Origin of the sequence: Aquabacterium sp. A3 (genome assembly GCF_038069945.1) — a bacterium.
In the GTDB taxonomy this organism is placed as follows: Bacteria; Pseudomonadota; Gammaproteobacteria; order Burkholderiales; family Burkholderiaceae_C; genus Aquabacterium.
On the sequence record NZ_JBBPEV010000003.1, the window covers coordinates 279,290 to 299,962 of the forward strand.

Here is a 20,673-nt window from a genome sequence, read left to right on the forward strand (position 1 = left end):
AAGGATACCCATGAGCAATCAGCCAGTGGACCCAAGCCGTCGGACCTGGGTGACCATGGCCTGCGCCGCCGGTGGCGTAGGCGGCGTGGCCACCGCCATCCCCTTTGTGTCGACCTTTCAACCCTCCGAGCGGGCACGTGCCGCCGGGGCTGCCGTCGAGGCAGACATCAGCGCGCTCAAGCCGGGCGAGATGATGACGGTCGAATGGCGTGGCAAACCTGTGTGGATCATGCGCCGCACAGAAGAGCAACTGGCTGCCCTGCCCAAGCTCGACCCTCAACTGGCCGACCCGGCCTCCGAGCTCAAGCCTGAAGAGTGCCCCGAGTACGCACGCAACACCCACCGCTCCATCAAGCCCGATGTGCTGGTGACGGTGGGCATCTGCACGCACCTGGGCTGTTCGCCGACGGCCAAGTTCCAGACCGGCGCGCAGCCTTCGCTGCCTGACGACTGGGCAGGCGGCTTCCTGTGCCCCTGCCACGGCTCCACCTTCGACCTGGCGGGCCGCGTGTTCAAGAACAAGCCGGCACCCACCAACCTTGAAGTGCCTCCCCACATGTACCTGTCTGACACCAAGCTGCTGATTGGTGAAGACAAGAAGGCCTGACAGGAGACCCCAAGATGGCTGAAATGAAACAAGCACCGGCCGGAGCTTCGGCTGGCGTGAAGTTGATGACGTGGATCGACAACCGATTCCCGGCGACCAAAATGTACAAGGAGCACATGTCCGAGTACTACGCGCCGAAGAACTTCAACTTCTGGTATTTCTTCGGTTCGCTGGCCATGCTCGTGCTGGTGATCCAGATCGTGACCGGCATCTTCCTGGTCATGCACTACAAGCCGGACGCCAACCTGGCGTTCGCCTCGGTCGAGTACATCATGCGTGATGTGCCCTGGGGCTGGCTGATCCGCTACCTGCACTCCACCGGCGCCTCGGCGTTCTTTGTGGTGGTCTACCTGCACATGTTCCGTGGGCTGTTGTACGGTTCCTACCGCACACCGCGTGAACTGGTCTGGATCTTCGGTTGCCTGATCTTCCTGTGCCTGATGGCCGAAGCCTTCATGGGCTACCTGCTGCCCTGGGGTCAGATGTCGTTCTGGGGCGCCCAGGTGATCATCAACCTGTTTGCCGCCATTCCCTTCGTCGGTCCTGACCTGGCCCTGCTGATCCGCGGTGACTTCGTCGTGGGCGATGCCACCCTGAACCGATTCTTCTCGCTGCACGTGATCGCCGTGCCCCTGGTCCTGCTGGGCCTGGTGGTGGCGCACATCATTGCGCTGCACGAAGTCGGCTCGAACAACCCGGACGGTGTCGAGATCAAGCAAGGTCCCAAGGACGCCAATGGCCACCCGCTGGACGGCATCCCCTTCCACCCCTACTACTCGGTGCACGACATCATGGGTGTGGCTGGCTTCCTGATCCTGTTCTCGGCCGTGGTGTTCTTCGCCCCTGAGTTCGGCGGCTACTTCCTGGAGTTCAACAACTTCATCCCGGCCGATCCGTACAAGACCCCACCGCACATTGCGCCGGTCTGGTACTTCACCCCCTTCTACTCCATGCTGCGCGCCACCACGTCCGAGATGACGACGGTGTTTGCGGCTCTGGTCGTGGTGGGCGGTGTGCTCAACCTCGTCAAGGGTTCGGGCACCGGCAAGACCAAACTGCTGCTGCTGGTGGGCTCCATTGTTCTGGCGGTGCTGCTGAAGACCTTCGACGCGAAGTTCTGGGGCGTGGCCGTGATGGGCGGTGCCGTGGTCATCCTGGCGTTTTTGCCCTGGTTGGACAAGAGCCCTGTCAAGTCCATCCGCTACCGTCCAGGCTGGCACAAGGTCATCTATGGCGTGTTCGTGGTCAACTTCGTCATCCTCGGCTGGTTGGGCATTGAGCCGCCGTCACCGGTGTACGAGCGCATTTCGCAAGTTGGCACGCTGCTGTATCTGGGCTTTTTCTTCCTGATGCCTTTCTGGAGTCAGATGGGCACCTTCAAGCCCGTGCCTGATCGCGTGACCTTCAAGCCCCACTGATCGCAGGACCCGCAGACATGAAAAAAATCATTGCCTCTCTGCTGGCCGCACTGGCCATGGTCTCCGGCGCATACGCCGCCGGTGGCGCAGGCATCGCGCTCGACAAGTTCCCCAAAGAGCGCCTGTCCGATCTGGCTGCACTGCAAAACGGTGCCAAGCTGTTCGTGAACTACTGCCTGAACTGTCACTCGGCCGCGTTCATGCGCTACAACCGCCTGCGCGACATCGGCCTGACCGAGCAGCAGATCAAAGACAACCTGCTGTTCGCCACCGACAAGGTGGGTGACACCATGAAGGTGTCGCTGGCTGACCGTGATGCCAAGGCCTGGTTCGGTGCGGTGCCTCCAGACCTGACCCTGGTGGCCCGTTCACGCTCCAGCCACGCTGGCTCGGGTGCCGACTACCTCTACACGTACTTGCGCACTTTCTACCGTGACGACACCCGTCCCACCGGTTGGAACAACCTCGCGTTCGCCAACGTCGGCATGCCTCACGTGATGTGGGAGCTGCAGGGCCAACGTGCGGCCAAGTTCGTTGAAGCGGCTGATCCGCACGATCCCAGCAAGAAGATCCACACCTTCGAAGGCTTCGAGCAATTGACGCCCGGTACCATGTCGCCCCAGGAGTTCGACAGCGCCATGGCCGACTTGGTGGCTTACCTCCAGTGGATGTCTGAGCCCGTGGCACAGCAGCGCGTTCGCATCGGTGTGGGCGTTCTGATCTTCCTGTCGATCTTCCTGTTCATTGCCTGGCGTCTGAATGCCGCCTTCTGGAAAGACGTGAAGTGATGCGTCGCTCCCTGTGGGGTTGACCTGCAGGGGGCGTCACGGCGCAGTGGCCCGCCTCGCGCGGCCACTGCGCTTCATTGTTTTGTAGCGGACGCTTGTCCGCCCACCTAGAGACTCTTTGAGGAGCCCACCGCCATGATGGTGCTGTATTCCGGAACGACCTGCCCCTATTCGCACCGCTGCCGTTTCGTCCTGTTCGAAAAGGGCATGGATTTTGAAATTCGCGATGTGGACATCTACGCCAAGCCGGAAGACATCGCGCTGATGAACCCGTACAACGAGGTGCCCATCCTGGTTGAGCGCGATCTCATCCTGTACGAGTCGCACATCATCAACGAGTACATCGACGAGCGTTTCCCGCATCCGCAACTGATGCCGGGTGACCCCGTGGCCCGCGCCCGCGTGCGCCTGTTCCTGTTGAACTTCGAAAAAGAGCTGTTTGCCCATGTGAACACCCTGGAAGGCCGCAGTGGCGTCAAGGCCAATGACAAGCAGCTGGAGAAGGCTCGCTCGCAGATCCGCGACCGTCTCACGCAGCTGGCCCCGATCTTCTTGAAGAACAAGTACATGCTGGGCGACGACTTCTCCATGCTGGATGTGGCCATCGCCCCTCTGTTGTGGCGCCTGGACTACTACGGCATCGAGCTGTCGAAGAACGCCTTGCCGCTGTTGAAGTATGCCGAGCGCATCTTCTCGCGTCCGGCGTACATCGAGGCGCTGACACCGTCCGAGAAGGTCATGCGCAAGTAAGCGGCGGCAGTGTCCCCAGAGCACCAAAGCATGTCTTCTTCTGATCAAGAGCCCTCTGCGCAGGGCAACTCCACCCGCCCGTACCTCATTCGTGCCTTGCACGACTGGTGCACGGACAACGGCTTCACGCCTTATCTGGCGGTGTATGTCGATCGTTCGGTGCAGGTGCCCATGGAGTACGTGAAGAACAACGAGATCGTGCTCAACGTCAGCTTTGAGGCCACCAGCCAGCTGCAGTTGGGCAATGAGTTCATCGAGTTCAAGGCGCGTTTTGGGGGCTCTGCACGAGAAATCAGCGTGCCGGTGGACCACGTGATCGCCATCTACGCCCGCGAAAACGGGCAGGGCATGGCCTTTCCGGTACCGACCATCACGTCCGATGAGGGCGAGCCGTCGGCCACCAGCCAGACGGCCGCGCACGATGCCGAACCTGCCGACGAGGACCGCTCGCCTTTGCGCCTGGCCAGTGCGCAGGAGGCGTCCGACGAAGACCCGGGTCCTGACACGCCTCCCCCTGCCGGCGGTGGTGTGCGCCCCACACTGCGGCGCATCAAGTAAGTCGTCGCGGTGTACACTGCGTTCCGCGCCGGCTTAGCTCAGTTGGTAGAGCAACCGCCTTGTAAGCGGTAGGTCGTCAGTTCGAATCCGACAGCCGGCACCATCAAAAAAGCCCTCGGTTTGCGCCGAGGGCTTTGTCGTTATAGGCGCCGTTATAGACCTCGTTATGGGCCCGTCAGGGCGCTTTGGGCTCTGGGGTCAGCAGCGCCTTGTTGAGCTGCTCGATGTCTTGAACCGCCAGCGTGCCGCTGGCCTGACGCAGTCGCATGCTGCCCACGATCACGTCGTAACGTGCCCTGAACAGGTCTTTCTGGGTGCTCAGCAGTTGCGTCTGGGCGTCCAGAACATCCTTGTTGATGCGCACACCCACGCGGTAGCCCAGTTGGGTCGCCTCCAGTGCCAGCTTGGCGGATGATTCGGCCGCTTCGAAGGCCTGCACCTGGGCCAGACCAGACTGCACGCCCAGGTAAGCTTGCCGGGTGCTGAGGCTGCTGCTGCGCATGGCGTTGTCCACGTCGTTGCGGGCTTTTTCCACCAGGGCCAGTGCTTCACGCACCTGGTTCTGCGTGGCGCCACCGGTGTACAGCGGCACATTCATCTCAACGCCCAGCGACGCCGTGGTGCCATCACCATTGCTGCTGCGCAGCAGCGACACGCTCGAATCGACATCGGTGTTCGTGGCGTTGGCCACCAGGTCCACGGTGGGCAGGTGGCCCGCCTTCACGCGATCGACTTCCAGCTCGGCCGCCTTCAGCCCCGCCTGCGCCTTGCGCACCAGGGGTGACGTGGTCGTGGCCTGAACCACCCAGTTGGACACGTTGCCGGGGGTGAGGCTGTCCAGTTTGGAGGGCGCCACCAGGGCGTCCGGCTCCACCTGGGTTTTGCCCGCCAGTTGGTCGAGGGCCAGCCGCTTGACCTGCAAATCATTGGCTGCGGCCAGCTCTTGGGCGGTGGCCAGGTCGAATCGGGCCTGTGCTTCCCGGGTGTCGGTGATGGTGGCGTTGCCCACCTCGAAGCTGCGTTTGGCCGATGCCAGTTGCTCCTCCAGGGCCTTCTTGTTGGCCAGCGTCGTCTGCAACACGTCTTGGGCGGCCAGCACGTCAAAGTACGCCTGGGTCAGGCGCACGATGAGGTCTTGCTCGGCGATCTGCAGATCGGCCTGCGCGGCGCTCAATGACTGTTCGGCCTGTTCAACCTGGGCCCAGCTCGCCTTGTTGAACAAAGGCTGTCGAGCAGACAAGCCTGCACGTTTCACAGTGGCGTAGCCGTCAGCGTTGCCGGCGATGGGGTTGGCCTGCACATCGGACCTGACCCGGTTGCGGTTCACAGAGGCTTGCAAGCCCACGGAGGGGCGCAGCAGTGCTTTGGCTTGTTCGGCCTTGAATCGGGCGGCTTCCGCCTGCGCTTGCGCCGCCAGGAACGTGGCGTCGTGGCTGCGCGCGGCCTCGAACAAGGACAGCAGGCTTTCGGCCTGGGCCATGGGACTCCACGCTACCAGCGTGCTGGCCAATGCAAGGGCCGAGGCCTTGACGCGCATGAGCTTGACCGAGCGTGTCGCGGCAGACGGCGGGGACGAAAAGGGCATACAGCTTCCTTGTTGGCAATCGGGGCGCTCGCGCTCCGGGCTGGGGTGGATCAGAATTGGAATTGATTGGGTTCAGCGAACCCCGGGAGCCGAGGCGCCACCGTGTCGAAGCGCTCTTCGCGGTGCCATTGCCCTGGGGCCGCCTTGGTGTACAGCGTGGCGCGCATCATCGGGTCCTGACCCACGATGGCCAGCAGGCGGCCACCATCGCGCAATTGGTCCAGCAAGGCCGAGGGCACATCGGCCACCGACCCCATCAGCAAGATGGCGTCATAAGGAGCCTGGGCAGCCAGGCCGGACGCTCCCGAGCCTTCAACCACTTCGGCGTTGTTCACGCCCGCCTGGCGCAGGTTGGCCCGCGCCTGACTGGCCAGGCCGGCATCGCTTTCCATGGCGATGACGCGCTGGGCCTTGTGCGCCAGCAGTGCGGTCACGAAGCCGGTGGCCGCCCCGATCTGAAGCACGGTGTCGCGCTTGCTGAGCTGCAGGTCCTGCACCAGCCGAGCCTCGACACGCGGGGGCAGCAGCGAGCGGTTGCCGCCCAGCGGGATCTCCATGTCCATGAAGGCCAGGCCCTGGTAGGCCTTGGGCACGAAATCTTCGCGGCGAACCGCCGAGAGCAGGTGCAGCACGGAGCCATCGAGCACCTCCCAGGGGCGGACCTGTTGCTCGATCATGTTGAAGCGGGCTTGTTCGACATTCATGCGGTGCATCCTACGAGAGACGGTAAGGAAAGTGAAACCAGACAAACCTGTGATTTTAAGAACTGTGGGGGCGCTTGGGCGACGACTCCAGCCCGCGAAGCAACAATTCGATCTGGGTTTGCAAAAAACTGGCGGGGTCCAGTGGATTCGGATTGTCCTTGCAACTCGCGCTCAGGTGGCCTTGCATCACCATGAACTGTGCGGGTGCGAACAGTGCGTGGGCGACCGAGCAGGCGTCCAGGGGCCTGAATTCGCCGCGCTGCACCCCGCGCTCGATCACCCGCCTGAGCAGGGCGTGGCTTGGCGCCTGAACCTCGTGCAGGTAGAAGCTCACCAGTTCGGGGAAGGCCCGGGCCTCGCTGAAGATCAGCAGCACCAGCGATGCCGCCCGTGACGAGCCGATGCGATCCCACCAATTGATGGCCAACTGGTGCAGCAGGGCCGAACTGCTGCCCGCGAAGCTGTCGACCAGTTCCTCTCCTTCCACAATGAACTGCACCAGGTGATGGCGAACCGCGGCCTTGAACAGTTCATCCTTGCTGGGGTAGTAGAGGTACAAGGTGCCCTTCGAGACGCCGGCCAGTCGGGCCACATCTTCGGCACGGGTGGCCGTCAGGCCTTGCGATGTGAACAGCGCCACGGCAGCGTCCAGGAGTTCTTGCGGGCGCGCCTGCTTGCGGCGTTGGCGACTGCGCGGGTGGGCTGGTGAGGTTGGAGGCGACACGGGTGAATACAACTGACCGATCGGTCAGTAATGTAGCGGCCCCGTCGGTGGCGGGTCAATCCGTGGCGACGCCGCCGGTGCTTTGTTGAATAATGAATCGCATGAGCAGACCGCAACCATTGCCTCGGGCGGCGTACGCCCACTTTCAGTCCATCACCACGCGCTGGATGGACAATGACATTTATGGTCACGTCAACAACGTGACGTACTACAGCTACTTCGACACGGCGGTCAATCGCTACCTGATCGAGGCTGGCGTGCTCGATATCCACGCCGGTGATGTCATCGGCCTGGTCATCGAAACCCATTGCAACTACTTTGCGCCGCTGGCTTTTCCGAAGGACGTCGAGGCGGGCATTCGCGTGGCCCACATCGGCAACAGCAGTGTTCGTTATGAAATCGGCTTGTTTGAAGCGGGGCAGCCGCTGGCGGCGGCTTGCGGACACTTTGTTCACGTGTATGTGGACCGGGCCGCCAGGCGCCCCGTGACCTTGCCTGCGCCATTTGTGGGCGCTCTGCAGCACCTGTACCGGGCGCCGTCAACACCCGGCGATGGGGCGGCATCATGAGCCATCCTGCGGGCCAGCCCCGCTCGCCCCGGCCCGTGACCCCCGACAGCGTGGCTGCGGTGGACCATGCCATCACATCGCGCCGATCCATGCGTCGATTCCTGCCGGATCCGGTGCCCACCGAGACGGTACGGGACATCCTGCGAGTCGCCTCTCGTGCGCCGTCTGGCACCAACACCCAGCCTTGGAAGGTGCATGTCTTGACGGGTGCGAGTCGGCAGGCGCTGGTCGACAAGGTGCTGGAGGCCGCCGCGCAATCCGACGCCTCCACGCGTTACACCGAGCAGTACGACTACTACCCAGCCCAATGGGTCTCGCCCTACATCGACCGGCGCCGCAAAGTGGGGTGGGATCTGTATGGGTTGCTGGGCATCACCAAAGATGACAAGCCGGCCATGCGCTTGCAGCAGGCGCGCAATTTCATGTTCTTTGATGCCCCCGTGGGCTTGATCTTCACCATCGAGCGCGTCATGGGCCGAGGCAGCCTGCTCGACTACGGGATGTTCCTGCAGTCCATCATGGTGGCCGCACGTGCGCGGGGACTGGACACCTGCCCCCAGGCCGCGTGGAATCATTTTCATGGGGTGGTGCTGCCCCATCTGGGGCTGGACCCGGAGCGCCACATGATGGTGTGCGGCATGGCGCTGGGTCATGCCGACCCTGCGGCCATCGAGAACCAGCTGCTCACCGAGCGTGAGCCGGTGGACTCGTTCGCGCGTTTCCTGGATTGACCACGGTTGTGGTCTGATTTGTTGCAAGGGTCATCCCTAGTCTGGCCTGCGTGAAAGTGATGCGGCCTGAGTCTATGATGAATCATTGAATCCGGCTTTTCGTGTTGTCAGATTTGGCGATGCGTGAGGTCGGCTGTGTCTCAATGAACCGGAGGTTGTTTCCATGAGCCTGATGGGCCAGATGATGAACATGCCCTTGATGATCTCGTCCTTGCTGACGCATGCGGCGCGACACAACGGCGACATCGAGATCGTTTCCCAGCGTGTCGAGGGCGACATGCACCGGACCACCTGGGCCGATGTGGAACTGCGTTCGCGCAAGCTGGCCCAGGCGCTGGCTCGCCTCGGGTTGCAGACGGGCGACCGCGTCGGGACGCTGGCCTGGAATGGCTATCGTCACCTGGAGATCTACTACGGCGTGTCGGGCTCTGGCCTGGTGTGCCACACGATCAATCCGCGGCTGTTTCCGCAACAGGTGGCCTGGATCGTCGGTGACGCCCAGGACAAAGCCATCTTCGTGGACCTGAACATTTTCCCTCTGGTCGAAAAGCTGGCGCCCATGCTGCCCACCGTCAAGCACGTCATTCTGATGTGTGGCCGCGAAAGCATGCCGCGTGAGTCTGCGCTGACCCATCTGCACTGTTATGAGGACCTGGTGGCGGCCGAAGACGGCAACTACGAGTGGCCCACATTCGACGAAAACGCAGCCGCCAGCATCTGCTACACCTCGGGCACCACCGGCAACCCCAAGGGGGCGGTGTACTCTCATCGCTCGACGGTGCTGCACGCCATGGCCGCGGCCTTGCCAGATGCCATGTGCCTGAAAGCCACCGACACTGTGTTGCCCGTCGTGCCCATGTTCCACGTCAATGCCTGGGGCATCCCGTATGCGGCCGCGCTGGTGGGCTGCAAGCTGGTGATGCCAGGCCATCACCTGGACGGCGCCTCGCTGTACAACCTCTTCGAAGAAGAGAAGGTCACGATGTCGGCCGGCGTGCCCACCATCTGGCTGGGCCTGCTCAATCACGTCAAGACCAACGGCCTGAAGTTCAGCACCTTCAAGACCACGATCATTGGTGGCTCGGCCTGCCCGCCAGCCATGATCCGCACCTTTGAGAACGACTACAACGTGGAGGTCATCCACGCTTGGGGCATGACCGAGCTGTCGCCCATCGGCACGCTGGGACGCCTGAAGTCCAAGCACGCCGATCTGCCCAAGGAGGCTCAGCAGAAGATCCTGGAGAAGCAGGGCAAATCGGTGTTCGGCATCGACATGCGCATCGTCGATGGCGATGGGCAGGTGCTGCCCTGGGATGGCAAGGCGGCCGGTGACCTGGAGGTGCGTGGCCATTGGGTGGTCAACGGCTACTTCAACGTCGACAAGTCGCCTTTGCACGATGGCTGGTTCCCCACAGGGGATGTGGCCACCATCGATCCGGATGGCTACATGCAGATCACCGATCGCTCCAAGGATGTGATCAAGTCGGGTGGCGAATGGATCAGCTCCATCGACCTCGAGAACGTGCTGATGGCGCATCCCGCTGTGCATGAGGCGGCAGCGATCGCCTGCTTCCACCCGAAGTGGGACGAGCGCCCGCTGATGGTGGTGGTCAAGAAGCCGGATGCGGATGTCAGCCGGGATGAGTTGATTGCCTTCTATGACGGCAAGATTCCAAAGTGGCAGACGCCAGACGACGTGGTGTTTGTGGACGAGATCCCACACACGGCCACCGGCAAGATCTCCAAGCTTCAGTTGCGAGAGCGATTCAAGGACCACAAGCTACCCACCGCCTGATCACCATGCGAGCCCCCACACGGGGGCTTTTTTGTTGCTTTGCTGGGTTTGGTCAGGCGCGTTTCGGCGTGCTTTCTTGCGTTTGTGTGTGCGCTGGCGATGCCCATGGAATGGGCCTTGTGCCTACGCCTGATATTCGTCACGCGCGCTAGGGTCATCCCCAAAGGACTCCCGCGTTTGAGGGGGGTAAATTGTGCAAATCACTGGTCACTGACAACTGAGGAGAAAGCAATGCGATTCCAGGTTCGTGCGTTGAGTGTGTTGGTTGCAGCGTCGCTGTCTGCGGGCGCCGCCATGGCCCAGAAGGGCGAAACCGTGAAGGTGGCCTGGATCGATCCCCTGTCCGGCCTGATGGCCAGCGTGGGTCAGAACCAGGTCAAGAGCTTTCAGTTTGTGGCAGAGCGCATCAATGCCAACAACCCGGCTGGCGTCAAGTTCGAGATCGTGACGCTGGACAACAAGCTCAGCCCCGCCGAGTCGCTCAACGCTTTGCGTTCGGCCATTGACCAGGGGGTGCGCTATGTGGTGCAGGGCCTGGGCTCTGGCGCGGCGCTGGCCCTGGTGGATGGCATCAACAAGCACAATGCCCGCAATCCCGGCAAAGAGGTGGTGTTCGTCAACTATGCGGCGGTCGATCCCGATCTGACCAACAGCAAGTGCAGCTTCTGGCACTTCCGCGTGGATGCCGACACCTCCATGAAGATGGAGGCCCTCACCACCTTCATCAAGGATCAGAAGGACGTCAAGAAGGTCTACCTGATCAACCAGAACTACGCCCACGGTCAACAGGTGTCCAAGTTCGCCAAGACCATGCTCCAGCGCAAGCGCCCGGACGTGCAGGTGGTGGGCGACGACCTGCACCCGCTGGCCCAGGTGCGTGACTTTGCCCCGTACGTGGCCAAGATCAAGGCCTCCGGGGCTGACACGGTCATCACGGGCAACTGGGGCTCTGACCTGGCCCTGCTGGTGAAGGCGGCCAACGACGCCGGCTTGCAAGCCAACTTCTACACCTACTACGCCAACTTTGGTGGCACGCCCACGGCGCTGGGCAAGGCCGCGGACGGCAAGGTCTACCAGGTGGGGTATGGCCACTACAACATGGGTGGCATGTACGGGCAGATGGTGGGTGACTTCAAGAAGCGCTTCAACGACGACTTCTACTCAGGCGGCACTTACCATGCGCTGGCCATGCTGGCCGAGGGCATGGCCAAGGCCAAATCCACAGACCCGGTGAAGGTGGCGTCTGCGATGGAGGGGCTGAAGTTCAAGAGCTTCAACGGCGACGTGGAGATGCGCAAGAGCGATCACCAGTTGCAGCAGCCGCTGTACATCGCGCGTTGGCAGCCTGTCGATGCCAAGAACACGTACAACGTCGAAGGCACTGGCATGACCTTCGTGCCGCAGAAGTCGTTTGACGCCTATGTGTCGAGCACCCCGACTTCTTGTCAGATGAAGCGTCCGTCCTGATGAGCTGATGCGGGAGGCCTTCGGGCCTCTTTTCTTGAGTGGTGCGGGCCTGGGGGCCCGCGCCAGGCACCCGTCGTAGCCGGTCATGAGCTGGTCGGCGCGCTGTGATGGTCTGACATGGAAACCTTCATTGTCTTTTTCCTCAACGGCATCAGCTATGGCCTGCTGTTGTTCATGCTCAGCTCAGGGCTCACCCTGATCTTCAGCATGATGGGGGTGCTCAATTTCGCGCACGCTTCGTTCTACATGGTCGGCGCTTATTTTGCGTACGCTGTGTCGTCCAAACTCGGGTTTTTCCCGGCGCTGTTCATCGTGCCTGTTCTGGTGGGCATTTTGGGGGCGATGTTCGAGCGCTTCAGCCTGCGCAAGGTGCACCACTACGGCCACGTGCCCGAGTTGCTGATCACGTTTGGCCTGGCCTACGTCATTGAGCAGCTGGTGCGGCTGACCTGGGGGCCTTCCACCGTTGATTACCGCATTCCCGAGGTGCTGGCAGGCACCTTGTTCACGGTGGTGAATCAACCTGAAGTGGGCTTGCAGATCATGGCCGGCGCCATGGACACGGCCCTGTGCTCTGGCGATGCCGGCGCTTCCTGTACCCAGTTTCCTACCTACCGCGGGTTCATGGCCTTGGTGGCCTTGTTCATGTTGGGCAGCCTCTGGCTCTTGCTGACCAAGACACGGGTCGGGCTCATCATCCAGGCGGCGCTGACCCATCCTGAAATGGCTCAGGCCCTGGGCCACAACGTGCCCCGCGTGATGATGGGGGTGTTTGGCGGCGGTTGCGCGCTGGCCGGTCTGGCTGGCGTCATTGGTGGCAATGCCTTCATCACCGAACCCAGCATGGCCGCATCCCTGGGGGCGATCATCTTCGTCGTCGTCGTCGTGGGCGGGATGGGGTCGCTGGCAGGGGCCTTCCTGGCGTCCATCCTCATTGGCCTCATGCAGACCTTCGCGGTCATCGCCGATGTCTCCATCCTCACCTTCTTCGAGAAGATCGGCCAGCCCGTGTCCTTCGAGAACTGGGCTTACCCCTTGCTCAAGATCACCATCTCTGAAATGGCGCCCATCCTGCCCTATTTGCTGCTGGTGCTGATGCTCATCCTGCGTCCCAAGGGATTGCTCGGAACGCGAGAGGAGTGACGCACATGGCCAAGAACGTTTATGCCTTCACGCCCGTTAATGTCGGTCGCTGGGTTTTGTGGTCCTTGTTTGCACTGGTGTTGTTGGTGGCGCCCATCCTGTTTGATTCCGGCACGTCCATGACCATGCTCTCCAAGATGGGCATCGGCATCATCGTCTGCCTGTCTTACAACATCCTGCTGGGGCAGGGCGGCATGCTGAGCTTTGGCCATGCGGTCTACTCGGGCCTTGGCGCGTTTGCAGCCATCCATACGCTGGTCAAGGTGAGCGACGGGGCCTGGAACATCCCGGTCAGCCTGATCCCCATCGTGGGTGGCGCGGCGGGGCTGATCGTGGCTGCCGTGCTGGGATCGGTCACCACCAAGAAATCCGGCACCACCTTCGCCATGATCACCCTGGGCATCGGCGCCATGGTGTTTTCGATGTCGTTGATGCTGCCCGAATTCTTTGGCGGTGAAGGAGGCATCTCTGGCAACCGGATGGTGGGCGAGCCCGTGTGGGGCATCACCTTCGGGCCGCAGATTCAGGTGTACTACCTCATCGCGGTGTACTGCTTCATCTGCACCGCGCTGATGTTTGCCTTCACTCAAACGCCACTGGGCCGGATGCTCAATGCGGTGCGCGACAACCCCGAGCGCGTGGAGTTCATTGGCTATGACACCCAGCGTGTGCGTTACCTGGCGTTCATGATCGCAGGCTTCTTTGCAGGCATTGCCGGGGGGCTGCATGCCATCAATGACGAAATCGTCACCGCCGAGGTGGTCGGGGCCGAATATTCCGGCATGTACCTGCTGTTCACCTTCCTGGGGGGGGCCTTGTTCTTCTTTGGGCCCATCATTGGGGCGGTGCTGATGGTGTTTGCCACGGTGCTGCTGCACGAGCTGACCAAGGCGTGGATGCTGTACCTTGGGGTCATCTTCCTGATCATGGTGATGTATGCCCCGGGTGGCATCTCCAGTCTCATCATGATGAACTTGCGCGTGGCGGCCTATGGTTTACTGCGCAAGATGTGGGTGGCGTACCTGGCGCTGATGGGCACCTCGCTGCCACTGATCGTTGGTGTGGCCGCCATTGTCGAGATGGTCTATCACATTCAGATGAACGAAGGCATGGGGCCTGAGATGACCTTCATGGGCATCTCGCTCAGCGTGGATTCGTTGGACGCCTGGATGGGTGCCCTCTTCCTGACGGTGACTGGCGCCGGTCTGTTCGAGTTGACCAGGCGTCAGTTTGTTCACCAGTGGGGCGAAGTGCAGGAAGACATCGAGGCGGAGCTGCTGCGCCGTCAGTTGCAGTGAAAGGCATGACCATGACGCAGTCCACTACAACCGGTCTGGCGCTGGAGCTGCGCGATGTGCGCAAGTCGTTCGGCAAGACCGAGATCATCCGCGGCGCCAGTCTGGCGGTGCGTCAGGGTGAGCGCGTGGCGCTCATTGGCCCCAACGGGGCAGGCAAGTCCACCTTGTTCAACCTGATCAGCGGACGCATGCCGGTCACCAGTGGGCAGATCCTGCTCAAGGGCGAGCCCATCCATGGCCGCAAGCCTTACGAGGTCAATCGCCGGGGGCTGGCGCGCAGCTTTCAGGTGTCCAACCTCTTTCCCAGGCTGAGCGTGTTCGAGAACATCCGTTGCGCGGTGTTGTGGTCCATGGGTCAACGCTACGCCTTCTGGCGTTTCCTGAGTGATCTGAGTGCCGTCAATCAGCGCGCCGAAGAGGTGCTCGACATGATCCGCTTGCGCCGCAAGCGCGACACCAGCGCGTCGCTGTTGACATACGCTGAACAGCGTGCGCTGGAGGTGGGGGTGACGATCGCGGGCGGTGGCGATGTCATCTTGCTGGACGAACCCACGGCAGGCATGAGCAAATCAGAGACGGCCAACTTCGTGCGCATGATCAAAGAGGTGACCGAAGGCAAGACCTTGCTGACGGTGGAGCACGACATGGGCGTGGTGTTCGGTCTGGCCGATCGCATCGCGGTGCTGGTGTATGGCGAAGTCATTGCTTTTGACACGCCCGAGAATGTGCGCGCCAATGAGCGCGTCAAGGAAGCCTATCTGGGCTCGGTGCTGGCTGAAGCCCAGGCTGCCGAAGCCGGAGCCTGAGACCATGCTCAAGATTCAGAACCTTCATGCCTTTTATGGCAAGAGCCACATCCTTCACGGTGTCAGCCTGGAGGTGCAGCCCGGCGAGATCGTCAGCCTGCTGGGGCGCAACGGATCGGGACGTTCAACGCTGATCAAGACCGTGATGGGCTTGGTGGAGGGCACCGGTTCCGTGTCCTGGAACGATCAGGAGTTGCTGGGGCATAACACCTACGACATCGCGCGCCGCGGTCTGGGCTATGTACCCGAAAGCCGTGATGTCTTTCCCAAGCTCACGGTGGAACAAAACCTGTTGCTGGGGCAAAAGGGCGGACGCAAGCAAAGCCGATGGTCGCTCGACGACATGTACCAGCTCTTTCCTCGCTTGAAGGAGCGCCAGCACACCGAAGCGGGCGTCATGTCGGGCGGTGAGCAGCAGATGCTCACGCTGTGCCGCACCCTGATGGGCGATCCCGATCTGATCATGATCGACGAGCCCACGGAGGGGCTTGCGCCCAAGATCGTTGAACTGGTGGGCGAGTACCTCAAAGAACTCAAGCGACGTGGACTGGGCGTTTTGCTCGTGGAGCAAAAACTGACCATTGCACTCGACATTTCTCAACGGTGTTACGTGATGGGCCACGGTGAGGTGGTGTTCCATGGCACGCCCGACGAACTGCGGGCGGATCAGTACACCCGACGGGAGTGGCTGGAGGTCTGATCCAGCAGTCCCTTCGGGGGCATTGGTGCATGCAGGCGAGGCCTGTGTCAGAATCTTGTTCAATTTGTACAAGACTTCTTGTCAGAATTGATTCTCAGCCGTGCGGGCGCCGCCGGCCATCCTGCTCAGGCTTGGGCGATGTGGGCGTCTGCGTCTCTTCATTGAACGCATTTCATCATTGCCATGAGCGCTACCTACCAAGTCACCGACGGCGTGGCCGTCATCTCGCTGGACAACCCCCCCGTCAACGGTTTGGGACAAGGCACACGCGCCGGCATCGTCGAGGGCATCCAGAAGGCCCAGGCCGATGCCGCTGTGCAAGCCGTGGTGATCATTGGCGCTGGCAAGGTGTTCTGCGGTGGCGCGGACATCCGCGAATTCGGCAGCCCGAAGGCGTTCGCCGAGCCCAACCTGCACGTCACCATCGAGGCCGTCGAGCGTTCGGCCAAGCCCGTGGTGGCCGCCATCCATGGCGTGGCCATGGGCGGAGGGCTGGAGCTGGCGCTGGGCTGCCACTACCGCGTCGTCGCCAAGGGTACACAGATCGCGCTGCCCGAGGTCAACATCGGCATCGTGCCGGGCGCGGGCGGCACGCAGCGTTTGCCGCGCGTACTGGGCGTGGACACCGCCTTGCAGATGATCACCACGGGCGCTTCGGTGATGTCCGAGAAGCTGGCCGCGGCCCCGGGCCAAAAGCTGTTTGACAAGCTGGTCGATGGCGAGTTGCTGCCCGCGGCCATCGCCTTCGCCAAGGACGTCGCTGGCGTCCGCCCGCTGCCCTCCGTGCGCGACCTGACGGTGGCGGCTCCCACCGATGCCGACGCATTCAACAAGGCCCGCGCCGAGCTGGCCAAGTCCCGCAAGAACCTGATCGCCCCGCAGCGTTGTGTGGACTGCGTTGAAGCGGCCACGAAGCTGGACCTGGACGCGGGCATCCAATTCGAGCGCGAGGTCTTCGAAGGCCTGGTGACGGGCGACCAGGCCCGCGCCCTGCGCCATTCGTTCTTTGGTGAGCGCGCCGCCAGCAAGATCCCCGATGTGCCGGCCGACACCCCGCTGCGCGACATCAAGCAGGTGGCCGTGATCGGCGCCGGTACCATGGGCGGCGGCATCACCATGTGCTTCCTGAACGCCGGTATCCCCGTCAAGCTGCTGGAGATGAAGCAAGAAGCCATCGACCGCGGCGTGAGCACCATCCGCAAGAACTACGAAACGCAGGTGGCCAAGGGCAAGCTGGCGCAGGACAAGTACGAGCAGCGCATGGGCCTGCTCACCACCACGCTGAGCTACGACGACATCGCCCAGGCCGACATGGTCATCGAGGCCGTGTTCGAAGACATGGGCGTGAAGTCGCAGGTCTTCACCAAGCTCGACAGCATCATGAAACCGGGCGCCATCCTGGCCTCGAACACCTCGACGCTGGACGTGGACAAGATCGCCGAGGTGACGAAACGCCCGGGCGATGTGGTGGGCCTGCACTTCTTCAGCCCGGCCAACGTGATGCGCCTGCTCGAAGTGGTGCGGAGCAAGCACACCGCCAAGGACGTGATGGCCACCGTGATGGCCGTGGCCAAGAAGATCAAGAAGGTGGCCGTGGTCTCGGGCGTGTGCGATGGCTTCATCGGCAACCGCATGTTCGAGCAGTACGTGCGCCAGAGCTTCTTCCTGGTGGAAGAGGGCGCCACCGTGCAGCAGGTGGACAAGGCCGCCGAGGCCTTTGGTTTTGCCATGGGCCCCTTCCGCGTGGGCGACCTGGCGGGCAACGACATCGGCTTTGCCATCCGCAAGCGCCGCCGCGTCGAGCGCCCCGACGTGATCTACAGCCCCGTGGGCGACGCCATCTGCGAACTTGGCCGCTTCGGTCAGAAGGCCGGCAAGGGCTGGTACGACTACGAAGTGGGCAAGCGCGATCCGATTCCTTCTGCTGAAGTGCAGGCCTGCATCGACAAGGTGCGTGCCGACAAGGGGGGCACCCCGCGCCAGATCAGCGACGACGAGATCGTGCAGCGCCTGGTGCTGGCCATGGTCAACGAAGGCGCTTTGATCCTTGAAGAAGGCATCGCGTCGAAGGCCTCGGACATCGACATGGTCTACCTCACGGGCTATGGCTTCCCGGTCTACCGTGGCGGCCCGATGCTCTACGCCGACATGCTGGGCCTGCCCAAGGTGATCGAGCTGATGAAGGGCTTCGCGGCCAACCCGAATGGCGATCCTGCGTTCTGGACGCCGGCTCCACTGCTGGCCAAGCTGGCTGCTGAAGGCAAGGGCTTCACGGGCTGACATCCAAAGGAGCCCACCATGGCGCACATTGAAACCCTGGTCAACGGCCACATCCTGGAGATCAAGGTCAACCGGGCCGACAAGCACAACGCCTTGTCGCCTGAGATGTACCTTGACTTGGCGCGTGCGCTGGGTGAACTCAACCGCAACCCCGAGCTGCGCGTGGCCTTGCTGCACGGCGAAGGCAAGCACTTCACCTCTGGCGTCGAGCTGGACAAGTGGGCGCCCATCTTCGGCAATGGCAAGGGCTTCGAGGTGCCGGCCGGCGAGGTTGATCCGTTCGGCCTGTTCGGCGAGCGGCACCGCAAGCCCATCGTCATGGCGGTGCAGGGTAACTGCTTCACCTGGGGCGTCGAGATCCTGCTCAACACCGAGGTGCGCGTGGCCGCCGACGACACGCGCTTTGCCATGCTGGAGGTCAAGCGCGGTATCTTTCCTTGTGCGGGAGCGACGCTGCGTCTGCCTCGGCAGATGGGGTGGGGGGCCGCCCAGCGCTACCTGCTGACGGGCGAGTTCTGGTACGCCGAAGAGGCCTTGCGCACGGGCCTCGTTCAGGAGGTGGTGCCCGCAGGACAGCAGCTTGCCAAGGCCCGTGAAATCGCCGAGCAGATCGCCAAAGCTGCGCCGCTGGCCGTACAGAACGTGCTCAAGTCCACCCGCATGGCGTGGAACGAAGGGGAGGCCGTGGCCGCCCAGTTGCTGTTCAAGGACCTGCACCCAGTGATGCAAAGCGAAGACGCCGCCGAAGGCGTGCGCTCCTTCATCGAACGGCGCGACGCCGTTTTCGTGGGGCGCTGACGCCCCGCTCGGCGCACGATGGCCGTGTGCCGTTGCTTTGCCGCTCCCATCCTTTCACCGAGTTGAACCATGACCCACCGCGCCACCGTTGACTTCCTGCTGCACGACTGGCTCAAGGCCGAAGCCCTGTGCCAGCGTGAGCGACACGCCGAGCACAGTCGCGAGACCTTCGACGCCGTGCTCGACCTCAGCGAAAAAATCGCCAGCGAACAATTTGCCCCCATCAACCGCCTGACCGACGAACACGAGCCCACCTTTGACGGCGTCACCGTGACGCTGCCCAAGGAAACGCCCGTGGCCATGGCGGCCTTCAACGAGGCCGGCCTGATGGCCGCCAGCAAGGACGTCGAGCTGGGCGGCATGCAACTGCCCACCGTGGTCGAGATCGCTTCGATGAGCTTCTTCTACAAGGCCAGCGTGTCGCTCGCCGCGTACCCGATGCTCACGCGCGGCAACGCCAACACCATCCTGGCGCATGGCACGCCGAAGCAGATCGAGGTGTTCGCCAAGGGCGGCTTCGAAGGCCGCACCTTTGGCACCATGTGCCTGAGCGAGCCGCAGGCCGGCTCGAGCCTGTCGGACATCGCCACGCGCGCCGTGCCCGACGTGAAGGGGGATGGCACGGGTGTCGATTGGACGCAGGACCCGCTGGGCAAGCGCTATCGCTTGAGGGGCAACAAGATGTGGATATCGGGCGGCGAGCACGAGATGGGCGAGAACATCGTCCACCTGGTGCTGGCCAAGATCCCAGGGCCCGATGGCAAGCCGGTGCCGGGCGTCAAGGGCATCTCGCTGTTCATCGTTCCGCGCAAGCTGGTCAAGGCCGACGGCTCGATCACCAGCCAGCGCAATGACGTGGCGCTGGCAGGCCTCAACCACAAGTGCGGCTACCGCGGCACCGTCAACACCCTGCTGAACTTCGGTGAAGGCAAGTTCCCCGTCAACGGCGAGGCCGGCGCGGTGGGCTACCTGATCGGCAAGGAAGGCGAGGGCCTGAAGTGCATGTTCACGCTCATGAACGAGGCCCGCATCAGCGTGGGCCTGGGCGCGACCATGCTGGGCTACGCCGGCTATGAGTACTCGCTGCAGTACGCGAAAGACCGCCCACAAGGGCGTCACATGGGCGCCGGTGGCAAGGACCACAGCGCGCCGCAGGTGCCCATCATTGGCCACACCGACGTCAAGCGCATGCTGATGATGCAAAAGGCCATCGCCGAAGGCGGCCTGGCCCTGGGCCTGCTGTGCGCCCAGTTGGTGGACGACCAGCACACCGGCAGCGGCGAAGAGGCCGAGAAGGCCGGCCTGCTGCTGGAGCTGCTCACCCCCATCGCCAAGAGCTGGCCCAGCGAATGGGCGCAGGAGGCCAACTCGTTGGCCATCCAGATCCTGGGCGGCTACGGCTATACGCGCGACTACCCCGTCGAGCAGTACTGGCGTGACAACCGCCTCAACATGATCCACGAGGGCACGCATGGCATCCAGGGGCTGGACCTGCTGGGCCGCAAGGTGGTGATGAACGGTGGCAAGGCCTTGAGCGTGCTGGCCGAGCGCATCAGCGAAACCATCCAGAAGGCCGGGCACGTCAACGGCCTGGCCGAGCACGCGAACGCCCTGGCGCAAGCCCTGCAGAAGGTGGGCGCCACCACCAAGGCCGCCTGGTCCACCAGCGTGCCCGAAGAGGCCCTGGCCAATGCCACGCCCTACCTGCAGGCCTTCGGCCACACCGTGCTGGCCTGGATCTGGCTGGAGCTGGGCCTCGCCGCCAAGGCCGCGCAAGCGCAAGGGCAGTGGGACGCCTCGCCCCTGGGCCCTGGCTTCCTGAAGGGCAAGCTGGCCGCCACGGACTACTTCTTTGCTTACGAGCTGCCCAAGATCGATGCCTGGCTGGGCGTGGTTTCGCGCCGCGACCTGACCTGCGCGCAGGCCGAATCCGACTGGTTCTGAAAGGATCA

General features: G+C 62.8%; 19 protein-coding genes and 1 tRNA gene. 17 read left to right on the plus strand and 3 right to left on the minus strand.

Annotation, left to right across the window (positions count from 1 at the left end; translation table 11 throughout):
* Window positions 1-10: 10 nt before the first annotated feature.
* From petA to WNB94_RS12970, 6 genes are all read left to right on the plus strand, one after another.
* Complete coding sequence (gene petA, locus WNB94_RS12945) at window positions 11-607, plus strand: ubiquinol-cytochrome c reductase iron-sulfur subunit (protein ID WP_341390819.1); 597 nt, start codon at window positions 11-13, stop codon at window positions 605-607.
* A gap of 14 nt (window positions 608-621) precedes the next feature.
* Entirely contained in the window at window positions 622-2,025 is a 1,404-nt protein-coding gene (locus WNB94_RS12950; protein ID WP_341390820.1) for a cytochrome b, read from the plus strand.
* A 17-nt stretch (window positions 2,026-2,042) separates the two neighbouring features.
* Window positions 2,043-2,813 carry a cytochrome c1 gene (locus WNB94_RS12955; RefSeq protein ID WP_341390821.1) on the plus strand — a complete coding sequence of 257 codons (771 nt, stop codon included), beginning with the start codon at window positions 2,043-2,045 and terminating at the stop codon, window positions 2,811-2,813.
* Between the two features lie 135 nt (window positions 2,814-2,948).
* On the plus strand, window positions 2,949-3,563 hold the full coding sequence (locus WNB94_RS12960) for a glutathione S-transferase N-terminal domain-containing protein (protein ID WP_341390822.1): 615 nt from the start codon (window positions 2,949-2,951) through the stop codon (window positions 3,561-3,563).
* A gap of 30 nt (window positions 3,564-3,593) precedes the next feature.
* Window positions 3,594-4,121, plus strand: a complete 528-nt coding sequence (locus tag WNB94_RS12965; RefSeq protein WP_341390823.1) for a ClpXP protease specificity-enhancing factor — start codon at window positions 3,594-3,596, stop codon at window positions 4,119-4,121.
* Between the two features lie 27 nt (window positions 4,122-4,148).
* Window positions 4,149-4,224: transfer RNA gene (locus tag WNB94_RS12970), tRNA-Thr, on the plus strand.
* 72 nt (window positions 4,225-4,296) lie between these two features.
* On the opposite strand, the gene WNB94_RS12975 is transcribed toward WNB94_RS12970, so the two are convergent.
* From WNB94_RS12975 to WNB94_RS12985, 3 genes are read right to left on the minus strand one after another with little or no spacing between them, the layout of a single operon-like run.
* Window positions 4,297-5,706 (minus strand): TolC family outer membrane protein, encoded by a 1,410-nt coding sequence (locus tag WNB94_RS12975; RefSeq protein WP_341390824.1) that lies wholly within the window; start codon window positions 5,704-5,706, stop codon window positions 4,297-4,299.
* 50 nt (window positions 5,707-5,756) lie between these two features.
* Complete coding sequence (locus tag WNB94_RS12980) at window positions 5,757-6,410, minus strand: protein-L-isoaspartate O-methyltransferase family protein (RefSeq protein WP_341390825.1); 654 nt, start codon at window positions 6,408-6,410, stop codon at window positions 5,757-5,759.
* Between the two features lie 55 nt (window positions 6,411-6,465).
* Window positions 6,466-7,134: a TetR/AcrR family transcriptional regulator gene (locus WNB94_RS12985; RefSeq protein ID WP_341390826.1), complete on the minus strand. Its 669-nt coding sequence runs from the start codon at window positions 7,132-7,134 to the stop codon at window positions 6,466-6,468.
* A 101-nt stretch (window positions 7,135-7,235) separates the two neighbouring features.
* Here WNB94_RS12985 and WNB94_RS12990 point away from each other — a divergent pair, with 101 nt between their 5' ends.
* The 11 genes from WNB94_RS12990 to WNB94_RS13040 all read left to right on the plus strand — a co-directional run bounded on the left by WNB94_RS12990 (window position 7,236) and on the right by WNB94_RS13040 (window position 20,665).
* Window positions 7,236-7,703 carry an acyl-CoA thioesterase gene (locus WNB94_RS12990; protein ID WP_341390827.1) on the plus strand — a complete coding sequence of 156 codons (468 nt, stop codon included), beginning with the start codon at window positions 7,236-7,238 and terminating at the stop codon, window positions 7,701-7,703.
* Complete coding sequence (locus WNB94_RS12995; RefSeq protein WP_341390828.1) at window positions 7,700-8,434, plus strand: nitroreductase; 735 nt, start codon at window positions 7,700-7,702, stop codon at window positions 8,432-8,434. Before WNB94_RS12990 ends, WNB94_RS12995 begins: the two co-directional genes overlap by 4 nt.
* 163 nt (window positions 8,435-8,597) lie before the next feature.
* Window positions 8,598-10,229: a 3-(methylthio)propionyl-CoA ligase gene (locus tag WNB94_RS13000; RefSeq protein ID WP_341390829.1), complete on the plus strand. Its 1,632-nt coding sequence runs from the start codon at window positions 8,598-8,600 to the stop codon at window positions 10,227-10,229.
* Between the two features lie 231 nt (window positions 10,230-10,460).
* On the plus strand, window positions 10,461-11,696 hold the full coding sequence (locus WNB94_RS13005; protein WP_341390830.1) for a branched-chain amino acid ABC transporter substrate-binding protein: 1,236 nt from the start codon (window positions 10,461-10,463) through the stop codon (window positions 11,694-11,696).
* A 117-nt stretch (window positions 11,697-11,813) separates the two neighbouring features.
* Window positions 11,814-12,839, plus strand: a complete 1,026-nt coding sequence (locus WNB94_RS13010) for a branched-chain amino acid ABC transporter permease (protein ID WP_341390831.1) — start codon at window positions 11,814-11,816, stop codon at window positions 12,837-12,839.
* A gap of 5 nt (window positions 12,840-12,844) precedes the next feature.
* Window positions 12,845-14,137, plus strand: coding sequence for a branched-chain amino acid ABC transporter permease (locus WNB94_RS13015; RefSeq protein WP_341390832.1), 1,293 nt, complete (start codon window positions 12,845-12,847; stop codon window positions 14,135-14,137).
* A 5-nt stretch (window positions 14,138-14,142) separates the two neighbouring features.
* A complete protein-coding gene (locus WNB94_RS13020; RefSeq protein WP_341390833.1) occupies window positions 14,143-14,943 on the plus strand; it encodes an ABC transporter ATP-binding protein in 801 nt (266 codons plus the stop codon).
* A gap of 4 nt (window positions 14,944-14,947) precedes the next feature.
* On the plus strand, window positions 14,948-15,643 hold the full coding sequence (locus tag WNB94_RS13025; protein ID WP_341390834.1) for an ABC transporter ATP-binding protein: 696 nt from the start codon (window positions 14,948-14,950) through the stop codon (window positions 15,641-15,643).
* Window positions 15,644-15,826: 183 nt separating this feature from the next.
* The gene (locus tag WNB94_RS13030) at window positions 15,827-17,923 is read left to right on the plus strand and encodes a 3-hydroxyacyl-CoA dehydrogenase NAD-binding domain-containing protein (protein ID WP_341390835.1); all 2,097 of its coding nucleotides are present in this window, start codon (window positions 15,827-15,829) and stop codon (window positions 17,921-17,923) included.
* 18 nt (window positions 17,924-17,941) lie between these two features.
* A complete protein-coding gene (locus tag WNB94_RS13035; RefSeq protein ID WP_341390836.1) occupies window positions 17,942-18,721 on the plus strand; it encodes a crotonase/enoyl-CoA hydratase family protein in 780 nt (259 codons plus the stop codon).
* Window positions 18,722-18,790: 69 nt separating this feature from the next.
* Window positions 18,791-20,665, plus strand: coding sequence for an acyl-CoA dehydrogenase (locus tag WNB94_RS13040; RefSeq protein WP_341390837.1), 1,875 nt, complete (start codon window positions 18,791-18,793; stop codon window positions 20,663-20,665).
* The last annotated feature ends 8 nt before the right edge of the window (window positions 20,666-20,673 follow it).